The following is a 12608-nucleotide window of genomic DNA, read 5'->3' as shown; positions in this document are numbered from 1 at the left end:
GCGTACGCGTGCGGCGACGCCTTCGGGCTCCCGTGGGAGGGGAGCGCACCGCGGGACGTCGACCTCCGGCGGGCCGCGGACATCCCGGCCCGCGGGCGGTGGGAGCGCGGCAGCACCTCCGACGACACCGCGCTGACTCTGCTCGTCGCGGAGCACCTGACCACCCACGGCGGCGCGGGTGATCCGGCCGCGCTGATGGGGACGCTGGCCGACCGGGCGGCGTCGATCTACGGGCTGGGCCCGAGCACGATCGCCGCGATCGACCATTTCCGCGCACACGGGAGGCCACCGGCGCGGGGCGGCCGTACCAACGGCGCCCTCATGCGGGCGCTGCCGATCGGCTGGGCGACCGCGCCGGAGGCGACGGAACGGCGCCGTCAGTGGGTGCGCGCGCTGTCGACGATCACCCACCCCGACCCGGTCGCGCAGGCCGCGGCGGCCGTCGCCGCCGCCTGCGCATCCTGGGCGGTCGAGGGCGTGGACGGGCCGATGCTGCTGGCCGTGGCGGCGGCGGAGGCCGACGCGCTGGCCGGGATCGCCTCGCCGGCAGCGTCCGACGCAGTGGCAGGAACCGACGCGCTGGCCGGGCCCGCCGCGCTGGCAGGGGTCGACGCGGTTCAGTCGCTTTCCGCTCTGGTGAGGGCGATCGAGCGGGGACGGTGGGCACCACCGCCGGCCGGGGTCAGCCTCGACCCGGTGGAGACCCTCGGCGCCGTGTTGCACTGCGTGGCGACGCGGCCGACGCTCGGCGCGGCGCTGACGGCCGCGATCGGTCTCGGCGGGGACACCGACACGGTCGCCGCCCTCACCGGCGGAATCCTGGGGGGCCGCCACACGCCCGAGGAGATCCGCGCGGAACTCCCCTGGAGCTCACGTGCCCTGCTCCCGCCCCGGGGCACGATCGACGTCCTCGCGGACGGCCTGGCCACACTGCGCGAGCCGGGCCCGGCGGGCTGACGCGAAGCGCGTCTCCCCCGCCGAGCCCGGCCTTGCACTGGGCTGTCTCAGGTTTTCAAGATTGTTTTTGCCTGAGGCGGAACGTCAACATTGTTGACTATCTTGATGGGTCAGAAGCCCGACCCGCGTGAGTAGAGCAGCAGGTTCGGCGAGCCGGCGCCGATGTTGGTCAGCGCGCCGCGGGTCGCGGTGTCCACGATCGCGTCGCGCACCTTGTTGGGCCCGGCGCCGGGATGCTGCTGCAGGTAGAGCGCCGCCACACCGGTGACGTGCGGGGTCGCCATCGACGTCCCGCTGATGGTGTTGGTGGCGGTGTCGGAGGTGTTCCAGTCCGAGGTGATCCCGGTCCCCGGAGCGAAGACGTCCACGCAGGAGCCGAAGTTGGAGTACGTGGTGTCCCGGCTGTCGGCGGTCGTCGTCGCCCCGACGGTGATCGCCCGGGGCACCCGCGCGGGCGAGATGGCGCAGGCGTCGTCGTTGCTGTTTCCCGCGGCCACCGAGTACACCAGGCCGGAGGCGATCGACTGCCGCACCGCCTGGTCGAACGCCCGCGACGCGCCGCCGGTCAGGCTCATGTTCACCACGGCGGGGCCACTGCCGTGATGGGCGGTGACCCATTCGACGCCGGCTATGACGCCGCTGACGGTGCCGAACGCGGCGCAGTCCAGAACACGCACCGAGACGAGCCGCACCGACTTGGCGACGCCGTGCGCCGTTCCCCCGGTCGTTCCGGCGACGTGCGTGCCGTGGCCGTTGCAGTCCTCGGTTCCGTAACCGTCATCGATGACGGAGAAACCGCCGGAGGCGCGGCCACCGAAGTCCCGGTGGCTGGTGCGGATACCGGTGTCGACAATGTAGGCGGTGACCCTGGCGCCGGTCGAGGCGTACGTGTACGCCCGGTTCAGTGGGAGCTTGCGCTGGTCGATGCGGTCCAGGCCCCAGTCTGCCGTTCGCTGCTCGGTATCGGCCCGCACCACCTGGTCGGGTTCCACGTAGGCGACCTCGGGATCCGCCCGGACGGCGGCAAGCTGAGCCGGGTCGAGCTGCGCGGAGTACCCGTTCAGCGTGTACTGGAACTCGCGGGTCACCTGGGCACCGAGATCCCGGGCCCGGGTCGCGGCCGCCGCGGAGGCGGCCGCCGAGGGCGCGGATTTCAGCACCACGATGTAACGGCCGGTGAGGTCGGGCGGCGCCGCGGACGCGGCACCCGGAGCAGTTAACTGGGTCATCGCCACTGCGCCGATGAATCCGCAGGTAGCCGCGGCCCGGCGTAGATGTCTCTTCACTGCTGCGTACTTCTCCTAACCCGGCCGGAGGATATCCGGCCTCGTCGCGCATGATTCCGTTTGATGGTTGGAAGCCGAACTTCGGTTCGCTTTCGCTGACTTCCTCGGGCTGGCAGGGCTAACCGAGTCCGAGGCTCCGCGCGACCTTCAGCTGGATCTCGTTGGTGCGCCTGATGCGCTCCAGCGGCTCCCGATTCGCGGCGACCTCGGGGCGCTGGATCTCCGACTCGACGGCGAACCAGACGCCGACCAGATTGGTCTGCCGCTTACAGGCGATGTCCGTGGTCGCGACGGTGATCTCCGCCGCCGACACCGGCCCGCTGCGGAAACGCGGGTCGCCGGCGGCCGCCAGCGGCGTCGGGTAGTCGAAATGATGGCCGTGCATGCACCCCGACCAGGCCCGCAGCGCCGCGCGTACCCGGGGGTCACGTCCGGAGTCGACATAGCTGTCCTGGGCGAGCCGCTGGGCGAGGTACATGTCCTCGACCGGCGGTGCGCCCGCGGTCAACCGGCGCTGCGCCTCACCGGAGCAGCCGCCGTCCGGCACGGCCTGGCCCGCGACCGTCCCGCCGCCGGTCCCGGTGAGCACCTCCAGCGTCCGGGGATCGACCGGTCCCGCCGATCCCGCCGGTCCCCCGGGCTTCGACGGGCCGGACTCGGGATCGGCACCGGAGTCGGGACCGGGCTCCGACACCCGGAATCCGGTCGCCCTGGCCTGTTCCAGGTCGGTGATGCCGTAACGGCGCTCGTTCAGCGTGGCCGGTCCGTCCACCGCGCCGGACCGCTGCGGGCTGGGCAGCCCGAACCGGCGCATGCACTCGGCGAGCAGGATCCGGTAGGACCGCGCGACCGCTTCGGACTCTTGCGGCCCGAGCAGATAGCGGTCGAGCGGAAGGTGCAGCGCGGCGCCGTCGAGCAGCGCCGGCGGGCTTGTCGCCGACACCGTGGCCGCCGGCTGCGGTGGCGCGGCACCGCAGCCGGCGCCGAGCGCCGCCGGCACCAGCGCGGATGCCAGCAGGCAGCGCGCGGCGCGCCGCGGCCACCGGGCATCGAGCCACCGGCGGGGAGCAGGGCACCGGTGGCGGCCCGCCCTGGGGGGCATCGAGTCTCCTCTCGTTCCACCACCGGACTCCGGTCGACGGACCCGGAGCCGGTCCCCGTCACCGGTGACGGGGACCGGCTCCGCACAGCGTCCCGTCGGCGGGAGCGGTGAAATCAGGACGGATCAGCCGTTGGTCCGGCTCAGATCCACTGGAACGACTCGACGTTGTTGCGGAAGGTGCTGGTGAAGTTTCCCCCGCTGTTCGGGGCAATGGTTCCGTTGGTACCGGTGTAGTTCACGCCGGTGTAGACCCGGGCGGTCAGGTGGCGGTCGTAGTTCCAGACGGACTCCGAGTTGTTGCCCACATAGGCGCCCTGGCCGGCACCGGGCGAGTTGAACTTGTTGTTGTTGAGGTTGCTGTCCGCGAAGAAGAAGTCCGCGTGGCTGCCCGAGTAGTTCTGGTAGTACCACAGGCAGAGGTCGCCGTCGCCGTTGCTGTACAGGTTGCAGGCGCCGTCCAGGTGCGCGGCACCGACACCCCCGGTGCTGTTACGGGTGGCCTTGGTCGAGGCCGCCCCGACGCTCGAGACGCTCGCCGGCGCGGGCGCGTCGACCTTCGGGCTGGTGACGGGGCCGGTGGCCGCGCCGGCCGGCTGCCCGACCGCGACCATTCCGGCCATGAAGGCCCCGCCGAACGCGATGGCCATGCCGCGACGAATGGCTGTTCTGTTCATGAAGAATCTCCTTGCGTAGTTGGGTCGGTTCGTGCGTGCCGCTCCCGCGACGGCATCTGGATCACTCTCCGGAAAGTTGATCGAAATCGTTCACGCATCATGTGGCCGGGTGTCCCTCCGACCTGACCGCGAGATCGACCACGACTCGAACCGCCACCTGACGGACACATTTCGCGCCTGCCGCCGGATCACGCTTCGGCCGTAAACCACTGCCCGGATAAGTAGAACCCGTATTCGCGACGAAAATATGGGGGCGAGGCGGCCGGTGTCCAGGACACCCACCATGGCGCGTGTCGACGGCAATGGCCGGCGGAATGTCACCGTCGCGCACGTGTCGCACACGTCCGGCCGAAACAGAAGGAAAGTCCGGATACGTTTGGCGATTCGGGGCGACGTGCCCGGGTTACGGCACGCATTCGAGGCCCCGGTCGCGGCGGAGAAACGCCTCGACGCCCGGCGCCACGCGGCGACCTGTCGTGGTCGCGACACCAGCCGCCGTGTGGCTCCCAGTGTTCTCGCCGACGGCGACCCACCCCGCCGGCCATCGCAACGGGGCGATCGCCGCACCCGGGCCCGCCGGCCGCACGCGCGGTCCACCGAGGACCGAGGGGCCACAAGGGTAGGAAAGGGACGAAAGACATGACCCGAAGGTGCCGGTCGCGAACCTGACACCGCTGGCGGTTCGAACAGTGGCATCGCTACCGACCGGTAGATCAACCGGCGTCGCGCCCGGCCCGTCGGGCACCGCCGCACGGGCACCCCCGGACCACGTGCGCCACCGGGGATGTCCGCTCCCCGCAGCCGGTCCGGGACGCCCCGTGACCCGCCGACCGCCCGACCGCGGACACCACCCCGAAAACGACGGGGCCACAATTCCGGCCGGCGCCGCCGATGTGCCACACGGCGCGCGATGTTGTCGCCGCAACAGTCACGGCGTTACCCAACTCCCGGTCGTTGACAACCCGACGACCGTTTTCCTACGGTCGCCCTGCGTCCGGACAGATGGCCTTGGAGAAGCCGGCGACCGGCGCCGTTAATTGCAGACGGGATGGGGAGGGGGACATACCCGAACGTCTGAGGAGACGAATCGACAATGCTTTCAACAGTGAAGAAAAACCGGCGGGCGAAACCAGCGGCCAGAAACAGGGCCGTGCTGCCCGCGCGAGCCGCGCTCGTTGTCGCGGCCGCCGCGGTGGGGCTGTCCGCCTGCCTTCCGGCCCAGGGCTCGGGCGGCGGCGCCGGCCCGGTACCGAGCGCGACCGCCTCGGTCACCGCCGCGCCGACGAGCACGGTTCCGCCCAGCACCGCCCCGACCAGCACCGCTCCCGCCGGCACGCCCGGCCCGAGCACGCCGCCCACCGCGGGTGCCACTCCCACCGCCGGGGCGACGCCGGGCACCAGCCCGGCGCCCGGCGGAGGCGGCGGGACTCCCGCCGCGGCCGCACTGAGCGGTACCGGCTACGCCGACCACGATGAATGGGCCTCGTGGCGCGGCTGGCCGGTCCAGATCTCCGAGACCTGGAACGACGCCAAGGACCCGGCGACCGGCGTCACGACCTGGGGGTCGATGAACGGTCTCTACACGGTCAAGCAGTATTTCACCGACGCCGCCTGGCCGGGTGAGCTCAGCCTCGCCCAGCCGATGTTCGCCGGCGACCAGAACGTGAAGGACTGCGCGACCGAGGACCAGATCTCGACGCTCATGAACAAGCTCGTCGAGTACTGGCCGTCCAAGAACGCCTTCATCAGGCTCGGCTGGGAGTTCAACGGAAACTGGTACCACTGGAGCGTGCAGCCGGGCGACGCCGAGGCGTTCAAGGCCTGCTGGATCCGCTGGCACGACGTGGTGAAGTCCATCTCGCCGGACTTCAAGCTGGTGTGGAACCCCAACGCCGAGAGCTCCAACCAGGACGTCGACGTCACCGAGTTCTGGCCGGGCGCGCAGTACGTCGACGCCGCGGGGCCGGACTTCTACGCGATCAGTGACAACGGCCAGCTGCGCGACCCGGACAAGCGCGGGCCGCACGGCGAACCGCTGGGCATCGGCGCCTGGGCGGCCTGGGTCGCCGAGAAGGGCGTCCCGCTGGCAGTGCCCGAGTGGGGCGTCAACGACCAGGACTGGGGCTCGACCGACCCGGCGTTCATCACGCAGATGCGCACGGTGTTCACCAACGCCGCCGCGTCGCCGACCGGGCTGGCCTACGAGTCCTACTTCGACGGCTCGAAGGCCTACAGCTGCAAGTTCACCCTGCACGACAAGGAATGCGGCTACGACTACCACCAGGCGGCCGCACAGCGCTACAAGGAACTCTGGACGGGGCCGTACACGAGGTCCTGATCCGGGTACGCCGGGGCGGTGGCATCCCACCGTCCCGGCGTCCGGCGGCCGCCCGTTCGCGCCACGGCCCGCGGTCACCCGATTCCGGTGCCCGCCTCGTCCACGGCTGTGCTCGGCGCGGGCAGAACGGCCACCTGGGTCCGGTGCAGGGTCGGGGTCTCGGACTGATCCGCCACGGCCCGCGCCAGCTGGCCGTACCCGAGCACCCCTTCGAACACGCGGTGGTCGACGGGCGGTTCGACGAGCGCGTAGCCCGCCGTGTCATCGACGCCATCGGCCCGCAGCCCCGCGGGTGGGGTGACGACCAACCAGTCGTGCGCCGACGCGAGGCGGCGTAGCGCGGGCAGCTCGCGGGCGTGGGCCCGTGCGAACGGCAGAAGCCGTGGCGGGAAGACCGCCGGGTCGTCCATGACCGTGCTCCCGTCGGCCATGGTCAGCGTGGCGAACAGCCCGACCGTGATCAGCCGGGTCGCCGGCGACCCCCGCGCGGCGCCGACGACCCCGGCCACGACATGTTCGTAAAATGCCTCGTCAAAATCGTCGAACGAAGGCGGCGGCGCCGAAAAGGGCGTCACGGCGACTATGACGACATCGGCCTCGCGCAGAATCTCGACGAGGTCGGCGCCGCGGGTGGCATCCGCCTCTGCCACGTCGACCCCGAGGTCTCCGAGTGAGGAGTGTCGACGGATGTCCCGCACCACCCCGGTCACTCGATGTCCCCGGATGACGAGCTCCCGGCTGACGGCTCGTCCGGCTCGGCCACCGGCACCGAGCACGGCAGCGCGCAGTTGAGCAGGTGGCCGGGGTCCCGTCCCGGCGGGCTGTGTTCCTGTCATGGTGGAGAAACTAGGGGACGATGGGCCGGTTACCGCAACGTGACCGGCTACCCTTGGCCGAATGGAGAACGCGGCCGAAGCCCCGACGTTCGATCCGGCCTGCCCGATGAGCGCATTCCCGGTGCGGATCGGCGACAAGTGGACCGCGATGGTCGTCCTGTGTCTCGAGGCGCGGCCGCGGCGGTTCACCGAGCTCAGGCAGATCCTCGGCTCGGTGAGCGCGAAGGTCCTGACCGAAACCCTCCGCGCGATGGAACGCGACGGCCTGGTGAGCAGAAACGCCTTCGACGAGAACCCGTCCCGGGTCGAGTACCGGCTGACCGCCCTCGGCCGGTCGCTGCTGCAACTGGTCGACGCGGCCCGGAGCTGGGCCCGGGACAACCTCGACGACCTCCTGGCCGCCCGCCGGCACCACGACGACCTGCTTCTCCGCGGTCACGGCACCGTCTCGCACCCAGGCTCCGTCAGTTCTTCCTAGAGGCTTCCCTTCCTAGAATCTTCCCGGGGTGGCGAAGGTCCGAACGGCTTCGGCTCGGTCGTCGACTCTGGACCGGTTGATCGCGTTCTCGACGGACCGCTGCCCGCCGGCGATCCACACCGGGCCGTTCGCGAGATTGTCCAGGGCCTCCTGCGCGGCCTCGTCGGCGGGCTGAGCGGCGTCCAGTGGGTACCCCAGCCGGGCCATCGCGGGAGTGGCCGTGAAGCCGACGCAGAAGTGGAGCACATCGACTCCGTACTTCTCGCACTCAATCCACAGCGCCTCGCTGAAGATGCGACTGAAGGCCTTCGAGCCGCAGTAGGCGGCGAGCGACGGCGCGCCCATGTAACCGGCGCTCGATCCGGACAGGATGATTCCCCCGCGCTTCCGCCCGCACATGAGGCCGCCGTAGTGCCGGGCGAACTCGGTCTGGCCGAGGACGTTGACGGCGATGACCGCCCGGTAGACCTCCGGATCCAGCTCGACGAGGTCCCCGCGGACGCTGTTGGCCCCGGCGTTGTAGATGAGCAGGCCGATCTCGATGTCGTCGGTCACGGTCCGCGTCTGCTCGAGGGCGTCCGGCCGGCTCAGGTCGACGGATAAGACCCGTACCTCCGTACCGGCTTCACGCAGGTCGTCGGCGAGGGCGTTCAGCGGGCCCGGCTTGCGCGCCGTGAGAACCAGATTGAATCCCTGGGCAGCGAGCTTGCGGGCATAGCCTTCGCCGATTCCCTCCGAGCCGCCGACCACCAGAGCCCAGGGTCCGTACTTCTCCAACAAGCTCATGATTCTCCTTCCGGATGGGCGCCGCTCACCAGCGGCGGAGCAGCACCCCGCCGCCCGGCGAGGCGCCGACCCCGGAAGCGTAGAGGGCGACGTCGGCGCCGGCCACCTGGTTGACGGCCGTCCCGCGCAGTTGCCGGACGCCTTCGAGCAGGTGGGTGATGCCCTGCAGATAGACCTCGGCGAGATTCCCGCCGTGGGTGTTGACGGGAATGCTGCCCTCCCGCCGGATGGCGCCCCCTTCGACGAACGGGCCGCCCTCGCCGATACCGCAGAAGCCGAAATCCTCGAGGCTCATGATCACCGACGGCGTGAACCCGTCGTAGATCAGTGCGACGTCGACGTCCTCGGGGCCCAGACCCGCCCGCTGGTAGAGATCGCGGGCGGCTCGGCGGTGCCCGGTGCTGACGAAATCCTCGTCGACGGTGTTGAACGACGCGGTGGCCCACTTGTACTCGCCGGTCGCCGCGACCGCGCGGAGGCGCACGGGTGGCTGGCGCAGGTCCCGGGCACGCTCGGGCGTCGTGACGATCACGGCGGCGGCGCCGTCGGACTCCATGCAGCAGTCCAGCAGCCGCAGCGGGTCACAGATCAGCCGGGAGGCGTGGTGATCCTCGACGGTGATCTCCGTGCGGAAACGCGCGTCGGGGTTGTTCGCCGCGTTGCGCCGGGCGTTGATGGCGACCTGCGCGAACTGCTCGGTCGTCGTGCCGTGCAGCGTCATGTGCCGGCGGGCCTTCATCGCGTAGATCGCGGCCGGCAGCGCCATGCCGAACGGCGAGGTGTAGGACGCCGACAGCCCAATCGCCTGCCCCGGCTGCACACCGGCGGCCACCGACTGCCCCAGCCGCGCCTGCTGGATGATCGAGCGCACGACCACGACGTGGTCGGCCAGTCCGGTGGCGACCGCGGCGTAGGCGCCCGCCACCGCGCCGGGCAGCCCCGAGCCGCGACCGCCCCAGGTCATGCCGGCGTACCGCAGCTCCCGGGTGCCGAGCGCTACGGCCAGGTCGGCGGGCAGGGTCGGGTCGTCGCAGTAGCCGGCGAACCCGTCGATGTCCCTGACGTCGAGCCCGGCGTCGGCGCAGGCGTCGTGGACGGCGTCGAAGGCGATGCGGGTCAGGCCGAGCGCCGCCAGCGAGCCGCGGGTTCCGTACTGTGAGTGACCGATCCCGACGATGCACGCGGCGTCCCGGATGAACCCGCCGCTCATGCCAGCGTCCGGAAGCAGGGCAGGGCCAGGCCGTCGCCGAAGGTCACCGGCGCGAGCCCGACCCGCTGCCCGACCTGGAGGTCGTCCTGGGTCCAGGCGTCGACGACGTTGCTGAGGATCCGCACGGGATCTCCCTCGGTGCCGTCCAGCGTGACGACGGCGACGTTGTAGACGGCCGGTCGCGGCTCGGCCGCCCGCGTCCGGTCGGGCACCCAGATGTAGGAGTACACGGTGCCGGTGCCGGGCACCGTCGACCACTCCCACTCCGGTGAGCTGCAGCGGTAGCAGCCGTCGGTGGGCGGGTAGCGGTGCGCGCCGCAGGACGCACACCGCTGGACGTCGAGGCGCCCGGCCGCGGCCGCCCGCCACATCCCCTCGTTGACCGGGGCCACGACAGGGTCGGGCATGCCGGCCGGCCGGTTGACAGCTTCGGTCACCGTTTCCGCTCGCTCCCTTCTCATTCCGGACGGGTTGCACCCCGGACGGACTGCACCCCGGACGGACTGCATGCCAGACGGACTGTGTACCGGCCGGACTGCACCCCGGCCGGGTTTCGCGCCGGCCGGGTTTCGCGCCGGCCGGGTTTCGCGCCGGCCGGGATCAGTCCTCGATGCCGAGCAGGCGCGCGGCGTTACCGCGCATGATCATGCGCACCGAACGCTCGTCGAGGCCGTCCAGCTTGGCCGCGAACTCCACCGGCCACAGGACCCCCTCCGGGTGCGGGTAGTCGGACCCGAAGAGCACACGCTCCGGGCCGATCGCCCTGACCAGGCCGACCACGTCCTCCTCGTAGAACGGCGAGACGTAGAGGTGCTCCAGGAGGATCTCGCTCGGCCGGCCGACCACCTCACCGCCCGGCCAGTGCCCCTTACGGCCCATGTGCGCGGCGTGGTCGACGTCGTGCAGCAGCGGGACGACCCAGTTGACGCCACACTCGAGCGCGACGACGGTCAGCCGCGGGAACCGTCCGAACAGGTTGTTCAGGACGTAGGACGCGAGTGTGTCGGCGACCGGCCTGCCGGAGACGAGGTACCACTGGAACGGCGTCTGGCCCTGCAGGGGCGGCGTCGGCGACTCGCCGAACTGCACGCCGAGCGTGGCCAGGTAGCGCGGGTCGGTGCTGTGGAAGACGAGCTTGACGTCCGCCTCCTGCAACCGCGACCAGAACCCGTCGTACACGGGGTCGGCCGGGGATCGGCCCCACAGCGGACCGGGCTTCATGACGACGGCGCGGGCGCCGGCGGCGATGACCCGCTCGATCTCGGCGGTGGCCAGCTCGGCGTCCACCAGGGAGATCATCGGCGCGGTGATGATCCGGTCGTCCCGGTTGAAGCCCCACTCCTCGTCCAGCCAGCGGTTGTAGGCGCGGATGTTCGCGTAGAGCGCGGGGACGTCGTCGTGCAGCTCGTTCTCGGCCTGCAGCATCGCCGTGCCGAGCATCAGGCCCGCCTGGACGCCCTGCTCGTCCATCTTCGCTATGCGCGCGTCGCGCTGCATCATGTCGGGGTGGTCCCAGCCGCGGATGATCTCGCGGTGGACGAAGCCGTCCTTGCTGTCGGGGTCGTCCAGCATCTGGCGCAGCGATCCCGGCGCGCCGATGTAGTCGGTCTGGATCACCCGCATGAAACGGAACTGCCGGTCGCCGAAGTAGAGCTTGCCGCGGCCCCTGGCGTCGACCCGCACGTTGATGGCGCGGTCAGCGAAGGCCGGTTCGATCAGGCGGGTAAAACAGTCGTACGGCTCATAGTAGTGATTGTCGGCGTCGATCAGCGGGTAACCGAGATCCGGACGAGTTTCGGGTTGCTGGATACTCACGAGAAGGCTCCCCACTCAGTACGTCGCCCACCCACGCCTCGCGGCGCGCGAAAACTGGACACCGGAACGGACAGGATGGTGCGGACCTCGCCCGCACCAGGCGGAGGAACTCGGCCGCGCGCTCGGCGATCCTCCTCCCGCCGGAACTCACCTCTGTGGGGCCGCGACGCCAAGTCAAAAGTAAGCACATACTCACTACGCAAGTCAAGGCGTGGACGGCTTGCCCGGCGCCTCCCGCACCACGAATGCCGAGGCCGCGACCTGCAGTGTCCTTCGCGGCGAGGTCAGGTCGCCGCGGTCCTCGACCAGCCCGTCGGGCGCCCCTCCACCGGACATACCTCCACCGGCCGTGCCTGAAGCGATGAAGGCCTGTGGGGCGTTCTCCAGCCCGTCGACAATCGTCTGGTCAAGGGTCAGGCTGCCGTCACGGAGCCATCCGGCGACTTCGGTGTGGGCCTGCTTCGTGCGGTCGAGATAATCACTCGTGAGGAAACCCCGCATCGTGAGCCGCTTACCGATGGCCAGGGTCAGGTTCGACGGCCCCGGCCGCGCCGGTGCCGCCGTTCTGCGCTGTGCCACCGTTCTTCGCCGGCAGAGCCCCGCACAGCGCGATCCGGCCGTGCGGATTCATCACCTCGATCGCCGCCTCGAGCCGCGCGCCGCCGGTGTTGTCGAAGGCGAGGTGCACCTGCCAGCCACTGCCGCCCCCGGCGAGGCTTGCGGGGCTGCCTCCGGGGTTGCTTCCGGGGTTGCCTGTGGGGCTGTCTGACGGACTGCCAGGACGCGAAAGGCCGGTCATGCCGCCGGACGCTGAACCCTGACGCCCACGTGAAGGTCAAGCGCCGGAGAGAGTCGGCGCTCAGCCGGGTCGGTTCCCACCCGCGAACAACTTGGCGAGCTTGTCCCGGCCCTGACCGGACAGCCAGGTCTCGAAGTTCATCAGCCCCGGATGCAGTGCGCGGGCGGCGGCGATGTCGACGCCGTACCCGCCGTGACCGTTCAGGAAGCCCGCCACGTCCGCGCCGTCCGCACTCTGGGTCCGGACGGCGTCGACCGGGACGTGCACGTAGCGAATCTCGCGGCCGGTGGCGCGGCTGAGCGCCTCGGCCGTCCGGCCCGGCCGGAG

The 12608-nt window shown here is 70.9% G+C and carries 12 protein-coding genes and 1 pseudogene; 3 read left to right on the top strand and 10 right to left on the bottom strand.

Features of this window, described 5'->3' with window-relative positions; translation table 11 throughout:
* Positions 1 to 957: ADP-ribosylglycohydrolase family protein (locus FMEAI12_RS05390; RefSeq protein WP_112105196.1), on the top strand; the 957-nt coding region annotated here is incomplete at its 5' end.
* A gap of 110 nt (positions 958 to 1067) precedes the next feature.
* Here FMEAI12_RS05390 and FMEAI12_RS05385 read toward each other — a convergent pair.
* From FMEAI12_RS05385 to FMEAI12_RS05375, 3 genes are all read right to left on the bottom strand, one after another.
* Positions 1068 to 2186 (bottom strand): S8 family peptidase, encoded by a 1119-nt coding sequence (locus tag FMEAI12_RS05385; RefSeq protein ID WP_235013724.1) that lies wholly within the window; start codon positions 2184 to 2186, stop codon positions 1068 to 1070.
* 175 nt (positions 2187 to 2361) lie between these two features.
* Entirely contained in the window at positions 2362 to 3345 is a 984-nt protein-coding gene (locus tag FMEAI12_RS05380) for a hypothetical protein (RefSeq protein WP_112105195.1), read from the bottom strand.
* 140 nt (positions 3346 to 3485) lie between these two features.
* Positions 3486 to 4019: a peptidase inhibitor family I36 protein gene (locus FMEAI12_RS05375; RefSeq protein WP_112105194.1), complete on the bottom strand. Its 534-nt coding sequence runs from the start codon at positions 4017 to 4019 to the stop codon at positions 3486 to 3488.
* 1150 nt (positions 4020 to 5169) lie between these two features.
* On the opposite strand from FMEAI12_RS05375, the gene FMEAI12_RS05370 reads away from it, so the two are divergent.
* Complete coding sequence (locus FMEAI12_RS05370) at positions 5170 to 6357, top strand: hypothetical protein (RefSeq protein WP_112105193.1); 1188 nt, start codon at positions 5170 to 5172, stop codon at positions 6355 to 6357.
* A 74-nt stretch (positions 6358 to 6431) separates the two neighbouring features.
* Here FMEAI12_RS05370 and FMEAI12_RS05365 read toward each other — a convergent pair whose 3' ends face one another.
* Positions 6432 to 7193, bottom strand: a complete 762-nt coding sequence (locus FMEAI12_RS05365; protein ID WP_235013723.1) for an NAD(P)H-binding protein — start codon at positions 7191 to 7193, stop codon at positions 6432 to 6434.
* A 61-nt stretch (positions 7194 to 7254) separates the two neighbouring features.
* On the opposite strand from FMEAI12_RS05365, the gene FMEAI12_RS05360 reads away from it, so the two are divergent.
* Positions 7255 to 7671, top strand: coding sequence for a helix-turn-helix domain-containing protein (locus tag FMEAI12_RS05360; protein WP_112105191.1), 417 nt, complete (start codon positions 7255 to 7257; stop codon positions 7669 to 7671).
* A 12-nt stretch (positions 7672 to 7683) separates the two neighbouring features.
* On the opposite strand, the gene FMEAI12_RS05355 is transcribed toward FMEAI12_RS05360, so the two are convergent.
* From FMEAI12_RS05355 to FMEAI12_RS05330, 6 genes and pseudogenes are all read right to left on the bottom strand, one after another.
* On the bottom strand, positions 7684 to 8457 hold the full coding sequence (locus FMEAI12_RS05355) for an SDR family oxidoreductase (protein WP_112105190.1): 774 nt from the start codon (positions 8455 to 8457) through the stop codon (positions 7684 to 7686).
* Positions 8458 to 8482: 25 nt separating this feature from the next.
* Complete coding sequence (locus FMEAI12_RS05350; RefSeq protein WP_112105189.1) at positions 8483 to 9667, bottom strand: lipid-transfer protein; 1185 nt, start codon at positions 9665 to 9667, stop codon at positions 8483 to 8485.
* Entirely contained in the window at positions 9664 to 10104 is a 441-nt protein-coding gene (locus FMEAI12_RS05345) for a Zn-ribbon domain-containing OB-fold protein (RefSeq protein ID WP_235013722.1), read from the bottom strand. Before FMEAI12_RS05345 ends, FMEAI12_RS05350 begins: the two co-directional genes overlap by 4 nt.
* 163 nt (positions 10105 to 10267) lie before the next feature.
* Positions 10268 to 11482, bottom strand: coding sequence for an amidohydrolase family protein (locus FMEAI12_RS05340; protein WP_112105188.1), 1215 nt, complete (start codon positions 11480 to 11482; stop codon positions 10268 to 10270).
* Positions 11483 to 11686: 204 nt separating this feature from the next.
* Entirely contained in the window at positions 11687 to 12061 is a 375-nt protein-coding gene (locus FMEAI12_RS05335) for a hypothetical protein (RefSeq protein WP_146776638.1), read from the bottom strand.
* A gap of 280 nt (positions 12062 to 12341) precedes the next feature.
* Positions 12342 to 12608, bottom strand: a pseudogene (locus FMEAI12_RS05330) (NmrA/HSCARG family protein); the annotation flags it as partial.

The sequence above is a fragment of the Parafrankia sp. Ea1.12 genome, assembly GCF_900465275.1.
Classification (GTDB): domain Bacteria; phylum Actinomycetota; class Actinomycetes; order Frankiales; family Frankiaceae; genus Parafrankia; species Parafrankia soli.
The sequence above is the reverse complement of the archived record's forward strand: the minus strand, read 5'-3'. Positions and strand labels throughout refer to the sequence as shown.

Coding starts and splice junctions, on each gene's coding strand:
- FMEAI12_RS05385 (WP_235013724.1), bottom strand. CDS start 2,186: ATGACCCAGTTAACTGCTCCGGGTGCCGCGTCCGCGGCGCCGCCCGAC.
- FMEAI12_RS05380 (WP_112105195.1), bottom strand. CDS start 3,345: ATGCCCCCCAGGGCGGGCCGCCACCGGTGCCCTGCTCCCCGCCGGTGG.
- FMEAI12_RS05375 (WP_112105194.1), bottom strand. CDS start 4,019: ATGAACAGAACAGCCATTCGTCGCGGCATGGCCATCGCGTTCGGCGGG.
- FMEAI12_RS05365 (WP_235013723.1), bottom strand. CDS start 7,193: ATGACAGGAACACAGCCCGCCGGGACGGGACCCCGGCCACCTGCTCAA.
- FMEAI12_RS05360 (WP_112105191.1), top strand. CDS start 7,255: ATGGAGAACGCGGCCGAAGCCCCGACGTTCGATCCGGCCTGCCCGATG.
- FMEAI12_RS05355 (WP_112105190.1), bottom strand. CDS start 8,457: ATGAGCTTGTTGGAGAAGTACGGACCCTGGGCTCTGGTGGTCGGCGGC.
- FMEAI12_RS05350 (WP_112105189.1), bottom strand. CDS start 9,667: ATGAGCGGCGGGTTCATCCGGGACGCCGCGTGCATCGTCGGGATCGGT.